Genomic DNA, 22,098 nt, shown 5'->3' on the forward strand with positions numbered 1-22,098 from the left:
ACGCGCAGCCGCAACGCGCGCAACATTGGATCCCCGCCTCCGCGGGGATGACGGTGTTCTCCGCGGGGACGACGGTGTTCTTGCGTTATTTATCTTATCGCACCACCCGATAGCAGGGCACATACTCCTTGCCCGGCAGCTTCATGCGGCTCTGCTCCACGAACGACTGCAGCAGCGCATCCATCGGCGCCATGATCTCGTTCTCGCCGTGGATCTCGAACTTGCCGAACTGTTCGATCGCGCGGATACCCTCTTCCTTCACATTGCCAGCGACGACGCCGGAGAACGCGCGGCGCAGGTGCGCGGCCAGCAAATGCGTTTCCTGGTTCTTGTGCAGCGACAGGTTGCGCATGTTCTCGTGCGTCGGACGGAACGGCTTCTGGAATTCCGGGTCGATGCGCAGGCCCCAGTTGAAGTAGTACGCGTCGCTGCGCGACTTGCGGAATTCGCGCACCTGGCGGATCCCCTGCTGCATCTCGCGCGCCACCGCGTCCGGGTCGTCGATGATGATCTTGTAGCGGCGCTGCGCCGCCTCGCCCAGCGTCAGGCCGATGAAGTGGTCGATCTGTTCGAAGTACTCGCGCGCCGTCGCCGGACCCGTGAACACGAGCGGGAACGGCTGTTCCGCGTTGTCCGGGTGGAGCAGGATGCCGAGGATGTACAGGATCTCTTCCGCCGTGCCGGCGCCGCCCGGGAACACGACGATGCCGTGACCGGTGCGCACGAAGGCTTCCAGGCGCTTCTCGATGTCCGGCATGATCACGAGGTCGTTGACGATCGGGTTCGGCGACTCGGCCGCGATGATGCCCGGCTCCGAGATGCCGAGGTAGCGGCCGCCCTGCAGGCGCTGCTTCGCGTGGCCGATGGTGGCGCCCTTCATCGGGCCCTTCATCGCGCCCGGGCCGCAACCCGTGCAGATGTCGAGTTCGCGCAGGCCGAGCTGGTAGCCGACGTGCTTCGAATAGTTGTACTCGACGCGGTTGATCGAGTGGCCGCCCCAGCACACGACGAGGTTCGGATTGCGCTGCGGCTGGATCACGTTGGCGTTGCGCAGGATGTGGAAGACGGCGTCGGTGATGCCTTCCGGGCGCGTGAGGTCGAAGCGCGGATTGTCCGTCACCTCGAAGTTCACGTAGACGATGTCGCGCAGGACCGAGAACAGGTGCTCGTGGATCCCCTTGATCATCTTGCCGTCGACGAAGGCGTGGGCGGGCGCGCCGCGGATATCGAGCTTGATGCCGCGTTCGCGCTGGATGATCTTGATGTCGAAATCCTTGTAGCGTTCGAGCAGCTCCTTGCCGTCGTCGATCGAACTGCCGGAGTTGAGCACCGCCAGCGCGCACTTGCGGAAGATCTGGTATAGCCCACCCTGGCTCGTATCGAGGAGCTTGGCCACTTCGGCCTTGGACAGGACTTCCAACCGGCCTTCCGGAGAAATCAGCGTATCGACAACGTCGTAGTTCATGGTGTATTCCTTTTCTCTACTGTGAATCGGTGTGGCTTTTGCACCAATATACGACAAGTCAACCGAGTTTGCGTCTCCGTTTTCGCTTATGCCGATTCCGCATACGGCTGAGCTGTAAAAAGCTGGCCCCATATGCACGATTTCCACTAAAATGCGACGCTAGCCGGGGTCCTTACCCAGGACACGCCGGCCAGGAAAAGACAATCACTCTTAAAAAGATTAGGGGAGGAACCGCATGAGCGGTGCAGCTACTTCAACCGCCGAACCGAAGGCGGTCCCGGAATTCAAGCAGATCATGGGCCATCCGGCGCCCCTCTGGATGCTGTTCATGACCGAATTCTGGGAACGCTTCGCCTTCTACGGCATCCGTTGGGCCCTGGTGCTCTACATCGTCGCCCAGTTCTACGGCGGCAGCGGCGTGGGCCAGGCCGACGCCAACCTGACCTATGGTTCCTACCTCGCCCTGGTGTATGCCGGCGCCGTGTTCGGCGGCTACATCGCCGACCGCGTGATCGGCTACCAGCGCTCGATCCTCGTGGGCGCGTCGTTCATGGTGGCCGGCCTGTTCGCCATCACCATCCCCAACCCGGACATCTTCAAGCTGGGTCTCGCCACGATCATCGTCGGCAACGGCATGTTCAAGCCGAACATCTCCGCCATGGTCGGCCAGCTGTACGGCATCAACGACCAGCGCCGCGACTCCGGCTTCACGATTTTCTACATGGGCATCAATGGCGGCGGCTTCCTCGCCCCGATCCTGACCGGCGCGCTGGCGCAGAGCATGTCCAGCCAGACCGGCGTGCCCGCGTACAAGGTCGTGTTCTTCGCCGCCGGCGTGGGCATGATCCTGTCGCTGATCTGGTTCCAGATCGGCCGCCGCATGCTGAAGGGTATCGGCGCCGCCCACGGCCCGCTGACCAATCCGGTGCGCCTCGTCGGCGTCGTCATCGGTTCGCTGCTCGTCATCCCGGTCGTGTACTTCCTGCTGAAGCTGGGCGCGGAAAAGCTGCAGGGCGTGCTGTCGGTCCTCTTCATCATCCTCGCGATCATGCTGATGGTGGAAGGCATCCGCGGCGGCGCGGTCGTGCGCGACAAGACGATCGCCATGCTCGTCATCTTCTTCTTCAACGTGATGTTCTGGTGCTTCTTCGAGCAGGCCGGCAGCTCGTTCACCTTCCTGGCCGAATACATCGTGCGCCGCGACTTCAGCGGCTGGACGTTCCCGACCGGCTGGTTCCAGTCCGTGAACACGCTGGCCATCATCGTGTGCGCGCCGATGGTCGCCGCCGTGTGGGTCGCGATGGGCCGCAAGAACCCGTCGATCCCGCGCAAGTTCGGCCTGGGCCTGATCTTCAACGGCCTCGCCTTCCTGCTGCTGATGTTCGCGCTGCAGCACCTCGTCGGCGCCGACAGCAAGATCCCGTTCTGGACGCTGTTCATGGTGTACGTGATCCAGTCCATCGGTGAACTGTGCCTGTCGCCGATCGGCCTGTCGATGGTGACCAAGCTCGCGCCGACCCGCCTCGTGGGCCTGGGCATGGGCGGCTGGTTCCTGTCCACCGGTATCGGCAACAACCTGTCGGGCATCTTCGCTTCCGTCGTCTCGGGTGAAAAAGGCATGACCGTGGAATCGGCGCTGTCCGGCTACACGTTCGGCTTCTGGGCCCTGATCGGCGCCGGCGTGCTGCTGTTCCTGGTCGCACCGCTGATCCAGAAACTGATGCATGGCGTGAAGTAAATCTCGACGCTTCGGCAGCGACGGCGGCCCGCGGGCCGCCGTTGTCATTTACACGAACGCCAGGTCGTGCAACTGGATCGTATCGTCGATCCAGTCCTCGCAATGGCCGAACCGGTAGCCCAGCGCCTGCGCGCGCGAGGTGTCGAGCACCATTGCCCCCGGCACGTCGAACGGCGACAGGCGCCCCATCTCCGCCGGGGGCACGCGCCGGCGCATGCGTACCGGCGTGTCGAGCACGGCGCCGACCCGCTCGTACAGGCTTTTTGCCGACAGCGCGCCGTCGCAGGCCGCATTTACCGGCCCCGTGAAATCCTGCATCCCGACCCACACGAGGAAGTCGGCCGCGCCCTGCAACGGCATGAAGGACAGCACAGCGTCCGGGTTCGAGTATTCCAGCACCCCGTTCATGCGCGCCAGCTCCACGTAGTGCGCGAGGCGGCCGGTGAAGTCTTCCGGCCCGCCCAGCACATGCGCCAGGCGCGGCGTCACGAGGGGCAGCGCGCCGTCGCGCACGAGATAGGCCTCCGCCTGCACCTTGCCCGCGACATAGCACTCGGTCGCGCGGCACGGGTCGTGCCACGGATAGCCCGTGTCGATCCGCTGCGCCTCCACGGCCAGGTCGCTCTCGCGCAGCGGGTCGGCGTGGCCGTAGCCGAGGGCGCGGTAGGCGTCGATCGTGGACGCCATCACGTAGCGCCCCACCTTGCCCGCGAACGTGCGCACGGCGATGGCCGCGTCCAGCGGGTTGTAGCACATCTGGTCGTACACGATGTCGAACGGGCCGAGATGGGCGAACGCGTTGCGCATCGCGGTCTCGTTGCGGCGGTCGACGCGCACGCGCGCGATGCGGTCGCCGAACGGGTCGGGCGCATAGCCGCGCGTCGCGATGGTGACGCGATGGCCGGCGCGCAGCAGGCGCTGCACGAGCAGCTTGCCGATATAACGGGTACCGCCGATCACCAGGACATTCTTGGGCATGAAGTTTTCCTTAGTCTGTGGGCGAGGCTCGTAGCACTGTTTTGGTGAATCCGTTATATTCTGTAACTAGAACGGCAATTGTTCAAACGAGAAAAATAAATCTTATGAATAAGAAAAACTTACGCTCGGGGATGGCGTGAAACCGCTGCGCAGCCTCTCCGGCCTGATCGATTTCGATTGCGCCGCGCGCTGGGGCAGCTTCAAGCTGGCCGCGCGCGAGCTGCACAAGACGCCCGCCGCCGTCAGCCTGCAGGTCAAGCAGCTGGAAGAAGCCATCGGTTTTCCGCTGTTCGTGCGGCATCCGCGCCACATCGCGCTGACGGCCAAGGGACAGGAACTGGCGATCGTGGTCGCGCGCATGCTGGCGGACCTGCGCGGGAAAGTGGCGGCGTTGCAGCGGGGCGACGAGGAAGCGGTGCTGCGCATCTCGACGACCCACTCGTTCGCGATCAAGTGGCTCGTGCCGCGCATGTCGCGCTTCACCAAGCTGCATCCGGAGCTGGACCTGCGCATCGACTCGAACGACACCCCCGTGGACATCGAGGACGATGCCGTCGACGTGGCGATCCGCTACGGCCCCGTGCGCGACGACGACCCCGCCCTGCTGTTCCGCGAACGGCTCGTGCCCGTGTACAGCCCGGATCTGCTGGCAGAGGGCCAGGACGCCCTGCAGCTGTCGGACCTGACCCGGTTCCCGCTGCTGTGCGAACGCACGCCGGAAACCTGGCTGCAGCTCCTCAACGAGAACCGCGCGCTGAAAGGCGATTACGATTTTGCGCGCACGTACAGCCACTGGGGCGTGCTGGCGCAGGCGGCCGTCGCGGGCCAGGGGATCGGCCTCGTGCCGTACGGGATCGCGTTCGAGGACATCCGCGCGGGGACACTCCTTCAGCTCGCGTGCAAGAGCGCGCCGTTCGGCTACGGGTACCGCCTGCTCGTCAATCCGCACAAGGAGGCGATGACGAAGGTCCAGCATTTCCGCGACTGGATCGTCGCGGAAATGGAGGCGATGAAGGCGACGATCGCCTGATTATTTGCGCGCTTTTTCTCGGCCCACGACGTACAACAGCACGCAGATCGCCGCATACGGCAGGATCGACAGCAGGTCCGCGCCGGCGCCCGCGAAGAACGGATTCGCGGCCTCGGCCCACTTGTTCATCGCATCGTCGAAGCCCGTCATCACGCCGGCCGTGATGGCGATGATGATGCCCGCCAGCGCGCCGCCCGCGATGTAGCCGGAGGCCAGCAAGGTGCCCGAGCTGCGGTCGCCCGCGGCCTGCAATTCTTCCTCGTTCAGGCCCTGGTACTGCGGCAGAGCGCTGTTGCGGCGGTCGACCATCCAGCGGATGATGCCGCCGATCGCGATCGGCAGTGTGGACACGAGCGGCAGGTACACGCCCACCGTGAACGCGAGCGACGCGACGCCCGACATCTCGAGCACGACCGCCACCATCACGCCGAACAGCACGAGGGTCCATGGCAGCTGGTGGTCGAGGATGCCCTTGATGATGTAGGACATCAGCACGGCCTTCGGCGCATCGAATTTCTTGACCTCGGTGCCGTCCGGCCGCGTGTGGTACTGGCCGTTGATGCCCGGGTCGACGAGCCAGGCGAGCGAGCCGTCGGCGCGCACGAGGTATTTGCCGGCGGGGCCGCCGACCGTGTCCGTCTTCTGCCAGACTTTATACGTGGCGTGATCGGATGCGGCCTGCGGGCCTTGCAACTGCGCGGACTCCGTCAGCTTCGATGCGTCCGTCCTGATGTGCGGCGCCACCTGCGCGGCCGGCACGTACACGGTGCCCGCGTCGTTCAGCTTCAACAGGATCGGGCCAAGGATCAGCGCGGACGCGAGCGCGCCCGCGAGGATCGCGTACTGCTGCAGTTTCGGCGTCGAGCCGACGAGGAAGCCCGTCTTGAGGTCTTGCGACGTCGTGCCCGCGTTGCTGGCGGCGATGCAGACGATGGCGCCGACCGACAGCGCCGTCACGTAGTAGCGCCCGCCCGTCCAGCCCATCACGAGGAAGATCAGGCACGTAAACAGCAGGGTCGCCACGGCCATGCCGGAAATCGGATTCGACGACGAGCCCACCTCGCCCGTCAGGCGCGAAGACACGGTCGAGAACAGGAAGCCGAACACGAGGATCAGCAGCGCGCCCAGCACGTTCATGTGCAGCGGCGTCGCGAACGTGATCACGGCGATGATGCCCAGGCAGCCGATGACGACCCATTTCAGCGGCATGTCCTGCTCGGTGCGCAGCGACGTATCCACGTTCGACGCTTTACCGATGCCGGACAGGCCGCCTTTCAGGCCGTTCCAGATCGTGGGCAGCGAGCGCACGAGCGAAATGAGACCGCCGGCCGCCACGGCGCCCGCGCCGATGTACAGCACGTAGGCGCTGCGCACGTCGTCCGGGCTCATGTCGCGGATCAGCATCGTGCCCGGCGCCACCGGCACCGTCAGCGCGTCGCCGAAAAACTTGATCATCGGGATCAGGAGCAGGTACGACAGCACGCCGCCGCCCGCCATGATCATCGCGATGCGCGGGCCGATGATGTAGCCGACGCCCAGCAGCTCCGGCGAGATCTCGGCGCCGGCCGAACCGGATTTCAGCGGTGCGTCGAAGATGAAGTTGACGGTGTCCTTCCACAGCTTCAGGGAGATATTGAGAACCTTGTACAGCAGGCCGAGACCGAAGCCGCCGAAGATGATGAAGGCGCGCCGGCGGGCATCCCTGGCTTCGTCTGAATCCGCGTCGCGCACTTCGCCGGCGGCCGCGCGCGACGTTTCCGTGGCCGCGGCTTTCAGCACTTCGGCGCACGCGGTGCCTTCCGGGTATTTCAGTTCGCGGTGTTGGTCGACGATCATCGTGCGCCGCATCGGGATCATCATGAGGATGCCCAGCAGGCCGCCCAGCACGCCCACGAGCATCACGCGCGAGATCTCCAGGTCGAAGCCGAGGATCATGATCGCGGGCATGGTGCAGCCGAGGCCGAACGCGAGCGATTCGCCGGCCGAACCGGCCGTCTGCGTGATGCTGTTTTCGAGGATCGTCGATTCGCGTCCGCCCATCTTCTTGGCGAGCCCGAACAGCGTGATCGCGATGACGGCCACGGGAATCGATGCGCTGACGGTCAGCCCCACCTTCAGCACGAGGTACAGCGACGATGCGCCGAAGACCATGCCGAGCACGGTGCCCATGATCAGGGCGCGCCATGTCAGTTCGGGGAGGTCCGCCGACGCCGGGATATACGGTTTGACCGCGGGCGGATGGGGATCGTAGGGCATCGGAGGGATTTCCTTCAGGCGTGGGTAGAGTCAAACAGGACTGCCGGGATCGCCACGCAGCCCTTGAAAGCGTGACTATCTCACATGCCGTAGGTTAAGAAAAGCGGATTATAATTTCTTAAACCGCCCGTGTTTACGGCCTCAACGGGGTTTTACGACCCCCATCAAGAGAGTTCAGTTTTGGCAACTATCCCCCGCCGCCAGCGCGGCTTCCTGCTCCCCATCCTGGCCGTCGCGGCCGCCCTCGTCGTCCTGTTCATTGCCGGCGTTGCCGGCTACGTGGTGTTCCGTGTGCTGCCCAACGTGCCGGCGCTGGATGCCGTCACCGACTACCGGCCCAAGATCCCGCTCCGGATCTATACGGCAGACAACGTCCTGATCGGCGAGTTCGGCGAAGAGCACCGCGATTTCGTCCCAATCAATAAAATCCCGGACCTGATGAAGAAATCGCTGCTCGCCATCGAGGACGCCCGCTTCTACGAGCACGGCGCCATCGACTGGAAGCGCGCGATGGGCGCGGTCGGGTCGAACCTGCGCGGCGGATTCGGTTCCGGCGGCGCGTCGACGATCACGATGCAGGTCGCGCGCAACTTCTTCCTGTCGCGCGAAAAGCGTTTGACGCGCAAGATCAACGAGATCGCGCTCGCGTACAAGATCGAGACCGCCCTGTCGAAGGACGAGATCCTCGAACTGTACATGAACCAGATCTACCTGGGCCAGCGCGCCTACGGTTTCTCCAGCGCCGCGCGCATCTATTTCAACAAGACGCTGGACCAGCTGTCGGTCGCCGAGATGGCCATGCTGGCGGGCCTGCCGCAGAACCCGGCGCGCCACAATCCGGTCGCGAATCCGAAGCGGGCGCGCGAGCGCCAGCACGCGGTGCTGGGCCGCATGCGCGCACTGAACTACATCACCGAGGCGCAATACGAGAAGGCCATGGCCGAACCGCTGCGCGTCAACCAGCGCGGCGTGCAGGAATTCGGCACGCACGCGGAATACGTGGCCGAACTGGCGCGCCAAGCCGTCTACAGCCAGTTCAAGGAAGACGCGTACACGAAGGGCATCAAGGTCTACACGACGATCCTGAAGCCCGAGCAGGACGCCGCCTACGCCTCCGTGCGCCGCAACGTGCTCACGTACGACCAGCGCCACGGCTGGCGCGGTCCGGAAGACCGCATGGAACTGCCGTCCGACCCGGTCGAGCGCGAAGACGCGATCGGCGACGCGCTGGGCAAGCGCCCGACCAGCGATGGCCTGATCCCGGCCGTCGTGCTGTCGGCGACGGGCAAGACGGTACGCGTAGAGACGGCCGACGGCGACACGGTGGACCTCACCGGCGCCGGCCTGAAATTCGCGCAGGCCGGCCTGTCGTCCAGCGCCAGGGAAAAGATGAAGCTGACGCCGGGCGCGATCATCCGCGTCGCGAAGGATGCGAAAGGCAACTGGAGCGTCGCGCAGGTGCCGCAGGTGGCCGCGGCCTTCGTCGCCATCGATGCCGATACGGGCGCCTACCACGCGCTCGTCGGCGGCTTCGACTACAACTTCCAGAAGTTCAACCACGTAACGCAGGCGTACCGCCAGCCCGGCTCCGGCATGAAGCCGTTCATCTACTCGGCCGCCGTCGACAAGGGCTATTCGCCAGGCACGCTCATCCTCGACGCGCCGCTCGACATGCCGGGCGAGGATGCCGGCAAGACGTGGTCGCCGCAGAACGACGACGGCAAGTGGGACGGTCCGATCACGATGCGCCGTGCGCTGGCCGAATCGAAGAACGTCCCGTCCGTGCGGCTGCTGCGCGCCGTCGGCGTGCCGTATGCGCACGAATTCATCGCCAGGTTCGGCTTCGACCTCACGCGCCAGCCGTCGAACTACACGCTGGCGCTGGGCACCGGCGCCGCGACGCCACTGCAGATGGCCGGCGCATACGCCGTCTTCGCGAACGGCGGCTACCGCGTGCAGCCCTACCTGATCGCCCGCATCGAGGATGCCGACGGCAAGATCATCCAGGAGGCGAAGGCGCCCGCCGAACACACCGACGAACAACGCGTGCTCGACCCGCGCAACGCCTTCATCACCGACAGCATGCTGCGCGACGTGACCCGCTACGGCACGGGCGCGGAAGCGACCAAGGCACTGGGCCGCACGGACATCGCCGGCAAGACCGGTACGACGAGCGATGCCGTGGACGGCTGGTTCTCGGGCTATGGCGGCAACGTCGTCGCGGTCGCGTGGATGGGCTACGACGATCCGAAATCGCTGGGCGGCCGTGAATTCGGAGCCACCGTCGCGCTGCCGATCTGGATCGACTACATGCGCGTGGCGCTGGCCAAGCGCCCGCAGCAGGAAGAGCGCCTGGCGCCGGAAGGCGTCGTGCGCGAGAACGACGACTGGGTGTATGCCGAGTTCGCGGAAACGCCGACCCTCGGCGGCATCGACCTCGACCAGGCGCCGGATCCGAACGCAGTGCAGCCGGTGGACGGCATGGTCCCGCCGGGCCAGCCTGGCCAGCCTGGCCAGCCGGTGCAGCCGGTGCGGCCGGTGCCGCAACAACAGCAGCCGTCGAATACGCTGTTCTGACCTGCGGGTCACTCGACGAACGGGCCGCCGCGTGCGGCCCGTTTTCATTGGCAGGCCGGCAATCGCATTGCAACAAATGGAAGAGATCGTACGTCCAGTCCTACATGTCTGTACGAACTCATCCTATTTCGAACGCAAAAGTGTGCCCCCATGATGGCGTCACTTTTACAAAAGGAGTCAATATGAAAAAGTACCAAGCCCTTCTGATCGGCGGCCTGATGGCCATGTCCCTGGCCGCATGCAGCTCGACCGGCACCAGCGGCAGCGACAGCAGCAGCTCCTCGTCGGGCGCGATGTCGACCAGCTCGGGTTCGAGCTCGACCGGCACGTCGGAATCCGGCACCATGGGCACCGCGACCAACGCCACCAGCACGACGCCGACCGGCATCTCCGCCGGCGGGACCGGCAACTCGAACGCCACCGGCCAGGGTACCAACCCGGCACCGGCCCAGACCACCGGCAACCAGTAACCGTCTCCGTCGTCCGGCCCCCCCCGGCCGGACGACTCCGGCCGACCGGGGCCGGACGGCCGACTCGGCACGAGGGCGGCCCGCACGTTGTTCGACTATAATGGACGCTCGTCCTGACGAACCCGAACAGCACCGCGTCAATGCCCTTCGACCTCACCAAACACCTTCCCAAGCCCGGAACCCGTTTCGCCCTGCCCCAGCTGCATGGCTCGGCCGATGCCTATGCGCTCGCCGTCGCCGCCCTCGCGCTCAAAGCCAGGAAGCAGATGCTGACCGTGATCGTCGCGAATGCCAGCGACGGCCAGCGCCTGCTCGATGAAATTCCCTGGTTCGCGGAAGGCAAGCTGTCCTGCCACCTGCTGCCGGACTGGGAGACGCTCCCGTACGACGCGTTCTCGCCGCACCAGGACCTCGTGTCCGAACGCCTCGCCACGCTGCACGAAGTCCGCAACGGCCAGTGCGACGTGCTCGTCGTGCCCGCGACGACGGCCCTCGTGCGCCTCGCGCCGCCGTCGTTCCTGGCCGCCTACACGTTCTTCTTCCGCCAGGGCGAAAGCCTGGACGAAGCGAAGCTGAAAGCGCAGCTGACCCTGGCCGGCTACACGCACGTCACGCAGGTGATGTCGCCGGGCGAATACTCGGTGCGCGGCGGCCTGATCGACCTGTTCCCGATGGGTTCCGCGCTGCCGTACCGCCTGGACCTGTTCGGCGACGAGATCGAGACGATCCGCACGTTCGACGCCGACACCCAGCGCTCGCTGTACCCCGTGAAGGAAGTGCGCCTGCTCCCGGGCCGCGAATTCCCGATGGACGAGGCGTCGCGCACGGCCTTCCGCGGCCGCTGGCGCGAACGCTTCGAAGGCGATCCGTCGCGGTCGACGATCTACAAGGACATCGGCAACGGCATCGCCTCGGCCGGCATCGAATACTACCTGCCGCTGTTCTTCGACGGGACGGCCACGCTGTTCGACTACCTGCCGCACGAATCGAGCCTCGCCCTCGTCGGCGACATCGAGTCGGCTATCCAGCGCTTCTGGCTCGATACCGAATCGCGCTACAAATTCCTCAAGAGCGACCGCGACCGCCCGCTCCTGGAACCGAAGGAGATCTTCCTCGGCGCCGAGGATTTCTTCGTGCAGGCCAAGCCGCACGGCCGCTGGGCCATCGCGCGCGACGCGAACGCGGGCGCGTCCGAATTGTCCGCGCCAGTGCCCGACATCGCCGTCAACCGCCGCCTCGACGACCCGCTCGCGAACCTGCGCTCGTACCTGATGCAGGCCGCCGGCAAGCGCGTGATGATCTGCGCCGAATCGGCCGGCCGGCGCGAGACCCTGCAGCAGTACTTCAACGAGTACAAGCTGGACCTCGCATTGATCGAAGGCTTCGACGGCCTGCGCGCGACGGCGGCGAAGGTCGTGCTGGGCGTCGCGCCGCTGCAGGCGGGCTTCGAGCTGATGGAAGAAGGCGCCGGCCATCTCGTGTTCATCACGGAGACGGAGCTGTACGCGGGCACCGGCCGCCGCGCGGGCAAGAAGAAGCAGGAAGCGGGCTCGCAGGTCGAGTCGATGGTGCGCGACCTGTCGGAGCTGAAGATCGGCGATCCCGTCGTGCACATCAATCACGGCATCGGCCGCTACCTGGGCCTCGTCAGCATGGACCTGGGCGAAGGCGAGACGGAATTCCTGCACCTGGAATACGCGAAAGAGTCGAAGCTCTACGTGCCGGTGTCGCAGCTGCACGTGATCTCGCGCTACTCGGGCGCCGCGCCGGACGACGCGCCGCTGCACACGCTCGGCTCCGGCCAGTGGGACAAGGCGAAGAGAAAAGCCGCGGAACAGGTGCGCGACACGGCGGCCGAGCTGCTGAACCTCTACGCCCGCCGCGCCGCGCGCCAGGGGCATTCGTTCGAATATTCCGCCACCGACTACGAAAACTTCGCGCAAAGCTTCGGCTTCGACGAAACGCCGGACCAGCGCGCCGCCATCGCCGCGGTCATCCAGGACATGACGTCGGGCCGGCCGATGGACCGCCTCGTGTGCGGCGACGTCGGCTTCGGCAAGACCGAGGTGGCCCTGCGCGCCGCGTTCATCGCCGTCATGGGCGGCAAGCAGGTCGCGATCCTCGCGCCGACCACGCTGCTCGCGGAGCAGCACGCGCAGACGTTCTCCGACCGCTTCGCCGACTGGCCCGTGCGCATCGCGGAACTGTCGCGCTTCCGGACCGGCAAGGAGATCAACAACGCGATCAAGGGCATGGCCGACGGCACCGTCGACATCGTGATCGGCACGCACAAGCTGCTGTCGCCGGACGTGAAGTTCACGCGCCTCGGTCTCGTCATCATCGACGAGGAACACCGCTTCGGCGTGCGCCAGAAGGAAGCGCTGAAGGCCCTGCGCGCCGAAGTCGACGTGCTCACGCTGACCGCGACGCCGATTCCCCGCACGCTGGGCATGGCGCTGGAAGGCCTGCGCGACTTTTCCGTCATCGCGACGGCGCCCCAGAAGCGCCTCGCGATCAAGACGTTCGTGCGCAGCGAGGACGGCTCCGTCATCCGCGAGGCCTGCCTGCGCGAGCTGAAACGGGGCGGCCAGATCTACTTCCTGCACAACGAAGTCGAGACGATCGAGAACCGCCTCGCGATGCTGCGCGAGCTGCTGCCGGAAGCGCGCATCGCCGTCGCGCACGGCCAGATGCACGAGCGCGACCTGGAAAAGGTGATGCGCGATTTCGTCGCCCAGCGCTACAACATCCTGCTGTGCACGACGATCATCGAGACCGGCATCGACGTGCCGACCGCGAACACGATCATCATGCACCGCGCCGACAAGTTCGGCCTCGCCCAGCTGCACCAGCTGCGCGGACGCGTCGGCCGCTCGCACCACCAGGCCTATGCCTACCTGCTCGTGAACGACGTGCTCGGACTGTCCAAGCAGGCGCAGCGCCGCCTGGACGCGATCCAGCAGATGGAAGAACTGGGCAGCGGCTTCTATCTCGCCATGCACGACCTGGAAATCCGCGGCGCCGGCGAAGTGCTGGGCGAGAACCAGTCGGGCGAGATGCTGGAAATCGGCTTCCAGCTGTACTCCGACATGCTGAACGAAGCGGTGAAGGCGCTGAAGGCGGGCCGCGAACCGGACATGAGCGCGCCGCTGTCGTCGACGACGGAGATCAACCTGCACGTGCCCGCCCTGCTCCCGGCGGACTTTTGCGGCGACGTGCACGAGCGCCTGTCGATTTATAAGCGCCTCGCGAACTGCGAGGAGCAGGGCCGCATCGACGACATGCAGGAAGAACTCATCGACCGCTTCGGCAAGTTGCCCGATGCCGTGAAGGCGCTGATCGAGACGCACCGCCTGCGCATCGCGGCGAAGTCGGTCGGCATCGTCAAGATCGACGCGCATGCGGATGCCGCCAGCCTGCAGTTCATGGAAAAGCCGCCCATCGACCCGATCAGGATCATCACGCTCATTCAAAAGAACCGCCACGTCAAGCTGGCCGGCCAGGACAAGCTGCGCATCACGGCCAACATGCCGGACCTGGCCGCGCGCGTGAACCAGGTCAAGCAGACCATCAAACAACTCCTCGCTTAAAACAGAACTCCGAACCTATCATGTCCAAGAAGCTCGTCCTCCAGGGTCCAGCGGCCGACCAGGCCGCACTCGCACAGATCGCCGCCCTCGCCCGTCCGACACGCACCACCGAAGTCCACGCGCACGCGCTGCGCTGCGACGGGTTCGACTTCACGCCGGAACTGAAAGCGCAGGTCGAGACGGCCGCCCACGCCGCCGGCATCGACGCGACGTTCGTCGACGCGGACCTGACCCTGGCCAATTTCAAGCTGGTCGCGATGGACATGGATTCCACCTTGATCACCATCGAGTGCATCGACGAGATCGCGGACATGCAGGGCCTCAAGCCGCAGGTCTCCGCGATCACGGAAGCCGCGATGCGCGGCGAACTGGATTTCTCGGAAAGCCTCACGCGCCGCGTCGCGCTGCTGGAAGGGTTGCCGGTCGACGCGCTCGAGCGCGTGTACGAAGAACGCCTGCGCATCTCGCTGGGCGGCGAAGCGATGCTGCAGGCCGTGCAGGCCGCGGGCCTCAAGACGCTGCTCGTCTCGGGCGGTTTTACCTTCTTCACCGAACGCCTCAAGACCCGCCTGGGTCTCGACTACACCCATGCGAACGTGCTGGAAGCGGCCGGCGGCGTGCTGACCGGTAAAGTCGTCGGCGGCATCGTCGACGCGGAAGAAAAGAAGCGTACCGTGGAGCGCGTGTGTGCCGAGCTGGGCATCGATACGAAGCAGGCGATCGTCATGGGCGACGGCGCCAACGACCTCAAGATGATGGGCGTATCCGGCCTGTCCGTTGCCTTCCGCGCCAAGCCCGTGGTGCGCGCGCAGGCCGACGTGGCGCTGAATGTCACTGGCCTCGACGGCCTGCTTGCCGTCCTCGCCTGACGCCTCTCCTGATCTGGCGCAAGGCTTATGCGGTGTGCATGTGTAGATTGATGGGGTCCGCTCGTCGATCACGGAGCCCGCGATGCCGTCACGCCGCACATTTCTCCACGCCTTGCCGGCACTGGCCGGCTGCCTGACGCTGCCGGCCGTCCGCGCCCAGTCCTCCAGCACCTGGTGCGCCACGTGGGGCACGGCGCCGGCCGGTCCGCCGCCGTCCGCCAGCCTGCAGACGTTCAGCAACCAGACGCTGCGCCTGATCGTCCACACGAGCATCCCCGGCAACCGCGTGCGCGTGCGGCTGTCGAATGAAATGGGCAGCGGGCCTTTGCGCATCGGCGCCGCCCACATCGGCGTGCGCTCCAGCGGCGCCAGCCTCCTCGCAGGCAGCGGGCGCGACCTGACGTTCGGCGGATCGCCCGGCGCCACCGTCGCACCGGGCGATCCGCTGGTCTCCGACCCCGTCGACTTCGCCGTGCCCGCGCTGGCCGACCTGGCCGTCAGCCTCTGGCTGCCAGGCAGCACGCAGGCGACGTCGATCCACGACCTCGCGCTCCAGACGAACTACGTGTCCGTCGCCGGCAATTACGCGGGCGCGAACACCCTGCCCGTGCAGCGCACGCTGGCCTCGTGGCCGTTCCTGACCGAAGTCGACGTGACGAGTGCCGCCGGCACGCCGTCCGCGATCGTGGCCCTGGGCGATTCGCTGACGGATGGCGTGCGCAGCACGAGCAACGCCAACCGCCGCTGGACCGACTACCTGGCGCGCCGCCTGCGCACCGAGACCCTGCCCGGCGGAGCGCCCATCGCCGTCGTCAACCGGGGCATCAGCGCGAATTCGCTGCTGACGGACTATCCGACGGCGCTGCTGTCCGGCCGCGACGCGCTGGAACGTTTCGACCGCGACGTGCTCGCCACGGCCGGCGCGCGCTGGCTGTTCGTCCTCATCGGCATCAACGACATCCTCTATAGCTCTGCGTCGAGTCCCGTCCCCGCGGAATCCCTGCAAGCAGGCTGGCTGCAACTGATCGCCCGGGCGCGCACGCGCGGCATGCAGGTCATCGGCACGACCTTGCCGCCGTACGAAGGCCATGCGTATTTCACGACGGCGCGCGATGCCGTGCGCCAGCGCGCCAACGCGTGGATCCGGACGTCCGGCGCCTGGGATGCCGTGGCGGACTTCGACGCCGTGCTGCGCGATCCGGGCCGTCCCACGCGGCTGCTGCCGGCCTACGACGGCGGGGATCACCTGCATCCGAACGATCCCGGCTACGAAGCCATGGCGAAAGCGATACCGTTGGGCTGGTTCGGTGTATAGTTTGCTTGTGGCAACAACTCAGGTGAATATCATGGCCATCTCTTCCATCTCATCGACGACCACCTCGACGCCAAACACGTCCGTGACGACGACACCACCCGAGACGGCGACGCAGGATCCGACGACTCGCGTGACCCTGTCGAACCTGTCCGAACAAGCGAGCATCGTCGCGACACTCGGCAACCGCGACAGCGGCGTCCAGACGTATGACGCGACGGGCCTGCTGAACGCGATCGCACAGGCCGGCATGGCGCAGGCGGACACGGCCGCGCCGGCGCCGACCGATCCCGCCGCATCCGTGGACACGTCCGCAGCGTCCAGCACGTCCGTTGCGGCCGCCGTGCCGGGCGACTGGGGCACGATCCTGAAATCGAATCCCGCACTGACGAGCGTCGCGGTCGAAGACGCCGTCGCGCAGGGCATCGTCAACACGATCAATGTCTACGTGTGACCGCTACATGGACGGCGCGTAATGCATGTAAAGCGGGGTAAAACCGCCCCGCTTGCCCATCAGGTTTGCCGGCCCGTGACGTTATAAGGCTGGGCGCTCGACGCAACGACGCGATCGGCGCCTCCTATCAACTCACGGGAGAATCAGCATGACCGTATCCGCAGTCTCGACCACCTCGGTGTCCCCACAGCCCGCCTCCCGCGGCGGCGCGATGAAATCGCTCGTCGACGGCATCAACAACGGCGACCTCACGAGCGCCAAGGCGGCGTTCGACACGCTCCAGAAAAACCGCCAGGGCACGACAGATGCGTCCGGCGCGACCAGCCAACGCGCCCAGGATATCGCCGCCATTGGCAAGGCCCTCGACAGCGGCGACGCCGATGCGGCCAAACAGGCGCTCGCGAAGCTGCGCGACGACCGCAAGGAAGCCAGCGGCGGGACGCAGGGCGCGCAGCACCACCGGAGCCACCGGACGCAAGCCGGCGGCGCAGCATCGCTGACCTACAGCGCGTCCGCAACGACCTCGCCCACCGCCGCGCCGGGCTCCACCATCGACGTATCGGCCTGACCGTCCACCCTGGCCCGGCGCGCCGCCGGGCCTGTCCCTCGCTAACAAATCAGCAACTTTGTGACATTCCGCGTATATGCATATTCGGAATTTTCATGCTCGCCAACGGCCCCTAGCGTGGCCGACAATGCTGGCATCCTCCCCAGAATAGCCGTAATTCGTCTATCACAACAAGCAAGATTGCCCGTCGTGCATCAATTTCACAACAGTATAGACAGGTGACGATTGTGAATACGGCTGGGCGCTCGTTACACTGGGTCACGCCTGGCCGGCATCCACCCGGTGCGGTTGGGCGTTCTCACAACAACAACCATCGACGAGAGAATAAGGATGACCCAACTCCGCGCCGTACCCATCTTCACCCGCACTTTGCTCGCTTCCTCGCTGTTCCTGGCCTTCTCTCCCGCCTGGTCCCAAGAGACCCCCGCCGATCCTCCCCCCGCCACTGCGCCGCAGGCACAGCCGCCCGCCGACAAGGGCATGGCGTCCGTCGTGGTGCTGGGCTCGCGCTCGACCGCGCGCACGGCGCTGGACTCGGCCGCGCCGGTCGGCCTGATCGGCGCCAAGGACATGGCGATGGCCGGTCCGGTGGAACTGGGCAAGCTGTTGCAGACGCTCGACCCGTCCTTCAACTTCTCGACCACGTTCATCAGCGACGGCACCGACATCATCCGCCCCGCCACCCTGCGCTCGCTGGGCCCCGACCAGCTGCTCGTGCTCGTGAACGGCAAGCGCCGCCACCAGCAGGCGCTCGTCAACGTGCAGCAGACGATCGGCCGCGGCTCGGCCGGTACGGACATCAACGCGATCCCGATGTCGGCGATCCAGCGCATCGAGGTGCTGCGCGACGGCGCCGCCGCGCAGTACGGTTCCGACGCGATCGCCGGCGTGATCAACATCGTGCTGAAGAACCAGACCAACGAAACGCAGCTGTCCGGCACCGTCGGCGGCACGACCGAGGGCGGCGGCGAGCTGCGCCAGGGCAGCGTCAACAAGGGCTGGACGATCGGCGACGGCGGCTACATCAACCTGACGGCCGAGGCCCGCCACCGCGGCGAAACCAACCGCGCGGGCGTGGACTCCCTCCGGGTCGACCCGCCGCGCGTCACGCAGCGCATCGGCGACAGCCTCGCGAAAGACAAGTACTTCTGGTGGAACTCGGCCGTTCCCGTGTCGAGCGCAGGCGAGTTCTATACCTTCGGCGGCGTATCGCACCGCACGGGCGATTCGGCCGGCTTCTTCCGCTCCGCGGGCGACGGCCGCAACGTGCCTGCCGTCTACCCGAACGGCTTCCTGCCGAACATCCGCACCACCGTCAAGGATGCGTCGCTGGCCGTCGGCTACCGCCGCGACCTCGCGAACGACTGGAAGGTCGACGTCTCGCTCAACCACGGCCGCAGCGAGCTGGATTTCCACGAAAAGAGCACGATCAACGTCAGCTACTGGTTCGAGCCGAAACCGGGCGGCGGCATCTATGCGGAGTCCCCGCTGGAAGCCGATACCGGCAAGCTGAAATTCAAGCAGACGACGTTCAATGCCGACCTGCGCGGCCCGCTGGACGTCCTGGGCAGGAAGATCAACTTCGCGACCGGCTTCGAATGGCGCCGCGACGGTTATGCGATCGACGCCGGCGACCCGGTCTCGTACCAGTACGGCCGCACCAACAATCCGGCCATCGTGATCAAGGACCAGACGGGCGGCGCCGCCGCGTCGGGCACGCAGGGCTTCCCCGGCTACACGCCCGCTACCGCCGTCGACGATGCACGCCACAACATCGCGCTGTACGCCGACGCCGAATACAACATCACGCCGCAACTGCTGGTCGGCGCCGCCGCGCGCTGGGAAAAATACTCGGACTTCGGCAGCACGACGACCGGCAAGCTGTCGCTGCGCTATGACCCGAGCCGCCAGGTGGGTTTCCGCGGCACCTTGTCGACCGGCTTCCGCGCACCGAGCGTGCAGCAGAAGTTCTACAGCTCCGTGTCGACGAACCTGAACGGCGCCGGCGTGCTGACCGAGACGCTGACGGCCCGCGAAGGCAGCGCCGTCACCAAGGCTTTCGGCATTCCGAACCTGAAGGAAGAAACGTCGAAGAACGGCAGCGTGGGCATCATCCTGCGTCCGGCCTCGAACTTCTCGGTGACCGCCGACCTGTGGCGCATCGACATCGACAACCGCATCGTGTTCTCGTCGAACATCGCGCCGGAATCGGGTGCGTGCGCGACGGCCGCCGCCTGCCCGATCAAGGCCATCCTCGATCCGCTCAAGGTCGGCCAGGCGCAGTTCTTCACGAACGCGATCGATACCGAAACGAAGGGCCTGGACATCGTCGCCGAGCACACGACCCGCTGGCCGGCCACGACGCTCGTGCTGTCCGCGCAGCTGGACTTCAACCGCACGTCGGTGACGGGCCGCCATTCGGATTCGCCGGTGCTGACGGGCGCCCAGCTGTTCGACGACTCGCAGGTGACCCTGATCGAACGCGGCCAGCCGCGCCAGCACCACGTGCTGGCGGCCGACCTGACGCACGGCCAGTGGAACGGCAACGTACGCGCCAACTGGTACGGCGAGGTGCAGGGCCAGGGCTTCACCGCCCCGTTCGTGCAGACCTGGGACGGCAAGTGGATCGTGGACGCCACCGTGCGCTACAACTTCTCGAAGTCGACCAGCCTGACCGTCGGTTCGAACAACATCTTCAACACGTTCCCGACCAAGTGGGACCCGGTCAAGGCGGCGCCGTTCCCGCAGCTGGGCTTCACCTACTGCTGGGAGACCTGCCCGTTCGGCATCAACGGCCGTTCCTGGTCTGCCCGCCTGGACGTGGCGCTGTAAGCGCGGGAATCACCGAGGGACGTGGGCGCGCGTCGTCTCCAGACAGGCGCAGCGCCCAGCGGATCGCCTCCGTGTACATGCGCGCCACGTCGGGGTCGTCGAAGGCTTCCTTCGCGTGCCCGATCGTGGACGCGAACACCCGTCCCTTGCCGTACTGCTTGATCCAGGCGACGGGGATGTCGCGGTCGGGCGGCAGCTGCTCCGGGATGCGCGTCATGTCCAGCCGCTCGCCGTCCATGCTGAGCAGGACTTCCGAGTCGGCACGCGAGAAATTCCGCACGACGTAGAGCTCGTCCTGCCGGATCCAGCGCGCCGGCAGGAACGACGTCATCGGCGTGTCGCGGTTCTCGGTCCGCAGCGGGAACGGGAACAGCGGCCACGCGTGATTGTTGAAGGGATGGGACACGAACGCCCCGCCCACCATGTCCACGTATTCCTTCCAGCCGTGGTTCGCGTCGACGCCGCCGTGGATCGCGACGAGTCCCCCGCCCGCACGCACGAAGTCGAGCAGCGCGGCCTTCTGGGAAGCGTCCAGCCCCCAGTCGCCGGTCGCGCTGACGACGACGATCGCATCGAAGTCGCGCAGGCCCACGGGCTGGAAGCCGGCCGTCATCGGCTGGCCGCCGCGTCCGTTGACGAGGCTGAATTCCGTGCGCATCTCGGTGTCCCACAGATGCGTCGCACGGCCCCAGTTGTAGACGGCGGCCATCCCGGCCGGGATCGAATCGTGATGCCAGCCGCGCGCCCCGCCCAGTACCAGCACATGCTTGGGCGAAGGCGAACGCATGCCGGGCGGCACCGGGGACGCCGGCGCCGCGCCCGGCGGCGGGGGCGTGACGGCGATGGGGCCCGCGTTGGCGGGCGGTCCGGCCCAGGTGCCGTTCGATCCGGTTTGCGCGGCTGCGCCGCCCATCGTTGCGGCCAGGACGAGCGCGGCCAGCGCACCGGCGCGCATCATCAGTACGGCCCGCGGATGAAGTCGCGCACGTGGGCGCGGTACACACCCGCGAGTTTCTCGTGCAGGTCCGCCGGCAGCGGCTGCACTGCCGCCGCGTCCACGTTGGCCCGCACCTGCTCCGGGCGGCTCGCGCCGGGAATCACCACCGACACCTGCGGGTGGTCGAGGATCCAGCGCAGCGCCATCTGCGCCATCGTCATCCCGGCCGGCACCAGCGCCGCCACCTGCTCGGTGGCCGCGATGCCGCGCTCCAGTTCCAGTCCGGCGAACGTCTCGCCCACGTTGAACATCGCGCCGTCGCGGTTGAAATTGCGGTGGTCGTCGTCGCGGAACGTCGTCGCCCGCGTGATCTTCCCGCCCAGCAGGCCGCTCGCGAGCGGCAGGCGCACGATGATGCCGACCTTCTTGTCCGCCGCGCGCGGGAACAGTTCCTCGGCCGGCTTCTGGCGGAAGATGTTGAAGATCACCTGCAGCGACGTCAGGCCGTCCTGTGCCAGGCAGATGAGGCCTTCCTCGACCGACTCCACGCTGGCGCCCCAGCGCTTGATCAAGCCCTCCTGTTGCAGCTCGCGCAACCAGTCGAACACGTGGCCCTGGCGCATCACCTCCGTCGGCACGCAATGCAGCTGCGTGAGGTCCAGCGCGTCCACCCGCAGGCGCTCGAGCGAACGCTGCGTCGCTTCGCGCAGCGACGCGCGCGTGTAGCCGTCCGGGTAAATACCCGCGCGGCCCAGTTTCGTCGCCACGACGATATCCGCATCCTTGCGGCCGGCGAGGAAGCGGCCGATCGAGCGCTCGCTGGCGCCGTCGCCGTAGACGTCGGCCGTGTCGATGAAGCGCACGCCCGCGTCGATCGCCGTCTGCAAGGTCTGCTGGGCGATGTCGTCGTTCCAGTCGTTGCTCCAGCCGCCGCCCAGCTGCCAGCAGCCCAGGCCGATTTCCGGTATCGTCAGGCCGTCGGGGCCCAGTTGTCGTCGCTGCATCGTCTTCCCTCGTTAGTC

The 22,098-nt window shown here is 66.5% G+C and carries 15 protein-coding genes; 10 read left to right on the plus strand and 5 right to left on the minus strand.

The window, feature by feature from the left end; all coding sequences use genetic code 11:
* Positions 1–94 precede the first annotated feature (94 nt).
* Positions 95–1,465, minus strand: coding sequence for a nucleotide 5'-monophosphate nucleosidase PpnN (gene ppnN, locus ACEN9H_RS16205; RefSeq protein ID WP_056131785.1), 1,371 nt, complete (start codon positions 1,463–1,465; stop codon positions 95–97).
* 235 nt (positions 1,466–1,700) lie between these two features.
* Here ppnN and ACEN9H_RS16210 point away from each other — a divergent pair, with 235 nt between their 5' ends.
* Positions 1,701–3,203 (plus strand): peptide MFS transporter, encoded by a 1,503-nt coding sequence (locus ACEN9H_RS16210; RefSeq protein ID WP_413671229.1) that lies wholly within the window; start codon positions 1,701–1,703, stop codon positions 3,201–3,203.
* 48 nt (positions 3,204–3,251) lie between these two features.
* Here ACEN9H_RS16210 and ACEN9H_RS16215 read toward each other — a convergent pair whose 3' ends face one another.
* Positions 3,252–4,181, minus strand: coding sequence for an NAD-dependent epimerase/dehydratase family protein (locus ACEN9H_RS16215; protein WP_413671230.1), 930 nt, complete (start codon positions 4,179–4,181; stop codon positions 3,252–3,254).
* 136 nt (positions 4,182–4,317) lie between these two features.
* Here ACEN9H_RS16215 and ACEN9H_RS16220 point away from each other — a divergent pair, with 136 nt between their 5' ends.
* Positions 4,318–5,211 (plus strand): LysR substrate-binding domain-containing protein, encoded by an 894-nt coding sequence (locus tag ACEN9H_RS16220; RefSeq protein ID WP_413671231.1) that lies wholly within the window; start codon positions 4,318–4,320, stop codon positions 5,209–5,211.
* Here the strand turns inward: ACEN9H_RS16220 and ACEN9H_RS16225 are convergent, their stop codons facing one another.
* On the minus strand, positions 5,212–7,467 hold the full coding sequence (locus ACEN9H_RS16225) for an OPT family oligopeptide transporter (protein ID WP_413671232.1): 2,256 nt from the start codon (positions 7,465–7,467) through the stop codon (positions 5,212–5,214). It abuts the gene before it with no gap.
* Positions 7,468–7,647: 180 nt separating this feature from the next.
* Here ACEN9H_RS16225 and ACEN9H_RS16230 point away from each other — a divergent pair, with 180 nt between their 5' ends.
* The 8 genes from ACEN9H_RS16230 to ACEN9H_RS16265 all read left to right on the plus strand — a co-directional run bounded on the left by ACEN9H_RS16230 (position 7,648) and on the right by ACEN9H_RS16265 (position 20,139).
* On the plus strand, positions 7,648–10,044 hold the full coding sequence (locus tag ACEN9H_RS16230) for a penicillin-binding protein 1A (RefSeq protein WP_413671233.1): 2,397 nt from the start codon (positions 7,648–7,650) through the stop codon (positions 10,042–10,044).
* A gap of 182 nt (positions 10,045–10,226) precedes the next feature.
* Positions 10,227–10,514 carry a hypothetical protein gene (locus ACEN9H_RS16235; RefSeq protein WP_413671234.1) on the plus strand — a complete coding sequence of 96 codons (288 nt, stop codon included), beginning with the start codon at positions 10,227–10,229 and terminating at the stop codon, positions 10,512–10,514.
* A 140-nt stretch (positions 10,515–10,654) separates the two neighbouring features.
* On the plus strand, positions 10,655–14,104 hold the full coding sequence (gene mfd / locus ACEN9H_RS16240; RefSeq protein ID WP_413671235.1) for a transcription-repair coupling factor: 3,450 nt from the start codon (positions 10,655–10,657) through the stop codon (positions 14,102–14,104).
* Between the two features lie 20 nt (positions 14,105–14,124).
* The gene (serB, locus tag ACEN9H_RS16245; protein WP_413671236.1) at positions 14,125–14,973 is read left to right on the plus strand and encodes a phosphoserine phosphatase SerB; all 849 of its coding nucleotides are present in this window, start codon (positions 14,125–14,127) and stop codon (positions 14,971–14,973) included.
* 82 nt (positions 14,974–15,055) lie between these two features.
* The gene (locus tag ACEN9H_RS16250; protein WP_413671237.1) at positions 15,056–16,288 is read left to right on the plus strand and encodes an SGNH/GDSL hydrolase family protein; all 1,233 of its coding nucleotides are present in this window, start codon (positions 15,056–15,058) and stop codon (positions 16,286–16,288) included.
* Positions 16,289–16,319: 31 nt separating this feature from the next.
* Positions 16,320–16,739: a hypothetical protein gene (locus ACEN9H_RS16255; protein ID WP_413671238.1), complete on the plus strand. Its 420-nt coding sequence runs from the start codon at positions 16,320–16,322 to the stop codon at positions 16,737–16,739.
* A gap of 178 nt (positions 16,740–16,917) precedes the next feature.
* Positions 16,918–17,307, plus strand: coding sequence for a hypothetical protein (locus ACEN9H_RS16260; protein WP_413671239.1), 390 nt, complete (start codon positions 16,918–16,920; stop codon positions 17,305–17,307).
* Between the two features lie 330 nt (positions 17,308–17,637).
* Positions 17,638–20,139: a TonB-dependent receptor plug domain-containing protein gene (locus ACEN9H_RS16265; protein WP_413671240.1), complete on the plus strand. Its 2,502-nt coding sequence runs from the start codon at positions 17,638–17,640 to the stop codon at positions 20,137–20,139.
* Here ACEN9H_RS16265 and ACEN9H_RS16270 read toward each other — a convergent pair.
* Both ACEN9H_RS16270 and ACEN9H_RS16275 read right to left on the minus strand, forming a co-directional pair.
* The gene (locus ACEN9H_RS16270; protein ID WP_413671241.1) at positions 20,096–21,097 is read right to left on the minus strand and encodes a ThuA domain-containing protein; all 1,002 of its coding nucleotides are present in this window, start codon (positions 21,095–21,097) and stop codon (positions 20,096–20,098) included. The two genes, ACEN9H_RS16265 and ACEN9H_RS16270, sit on opposite strands and share 44 nt — an antisense overlap.
* Complete coding sequence (locus tag ACEN9H_RS16275; protein WP_056131747.1) at positions 21,097–22,080, minus strand: aldo/keto reductase; 984 nt, start codon at positions 22,078–22,080, stop codon at positions 21,097–21,099. Before ACEN9H_RS16275 ends, ACEN9H_RS16270 begins: the two co-directional genes overlap by 1 nt.
* Positions 22,081–22,098: the final 18 nt, after the last annotated feature.

Origin of the sequence: Massilia cellulosiltytica (assembly GCF_047325105.1) — a bacterium.
Classification (GTDB): domain Bacteria; phylum Pseudomonadota; class Gammaproteobacteria; order Burkholderiales; family Burkholderiaceae_D; genus Telluria; species Telluria orientalis.

What these genes read in the sequence shown, in the direction of transcription:
- ACEN9H_RS16235 (WP_413671234.1), top strand. Translation starts at nt 10,227, where the DNA reads ATGAAAAAGTACCAAGCCCTTCTGATCGGCGGCCTGATGGCCATGTCC.
- ACEN9H_RS16275 (WP_056131747.1), bottom strand. Translation starts at nt 22,080, where the DNA reads ATGCAGCGACGACAACTGGGCCCCGACGGCCTGACGATACCGGAAATC.
- ACEN9H_RS16215 (WP_413671230.1), bottom strand. Translation starts at nt 4,181, where the DNA reads ATGCCCAAGAATGTCCTGGTGATCGGCGGTACCCGTTATATCGGCAAG.
- serB (WP_413671236.1), top strand. Translation starts at nt 14,125, where the DNA reads ATGTCCAAGAAGCTCGTCCTCCAGGGTCCAGCGGCCGACCAGGCCGCA.
- ppnN (WP_056131785.1), bottom strand. Translation starts at nt 1,465, where the DNA reads ATGAACTACGACGTTGTCGATACGCTGATTTCTCCGGAAGGCCGGTTG.
- ACEN9H_RS16210 (WP_413671229.1), top strand. Translation starts at nt 1,701, where the DNA reads ATGAGCGGTGCAGCTACTTCAACCGCCGAACCGAAGGCGGTCCCGGAA.
- ACEN9H_RS16250 (WP_413671237.1), top strand. Translation starts at nt 15,056, where the DNA reads ATGCCGTCACGCCGCACATTTCTCCACGCCTTGCCGGCACTGGCCGGC.
- ACEN9H_RS16265 (WP_413671240.1), top strand. Translation starts at nt 17,638, where the DNA reads ATGACCCAACTCCGCGCCGTACCCATCTTCACCCGCACTTTGCTCGCT.
- ACEN9H_RS16255 (WP_413671238.1), top strand. Translation starts at nt 16,320, where the DNA reads ATGGCCATCTCTTCCATCTCATCGACGACCACCTCGACGCCAAACACG.
- mfd (WP_413671235.1), top strand. Translation starts at nt 10,655, where the DNA reads ATGCCCTTCGACCTCACCAAACACCTTCCCAAGCCCGGAACCCGTTTC.
- ACEN9H_RS16225 (WP_413671232.1), bottom strand. Translation starts at nt 7,467, where the DNA reads ATGCCCTACGATCCCCATCCGCCCGCGGTCAAACCGTATATCCCGGCG.
- ACEN9H_RS16270 (WP_413671241.1), bottom strand. Translation starts at nt 21,097, where the DNA reads ATGATGCGCGCCGGTGCGCTGGCCGCGCTCGTCCTGGCCGCAACGATG.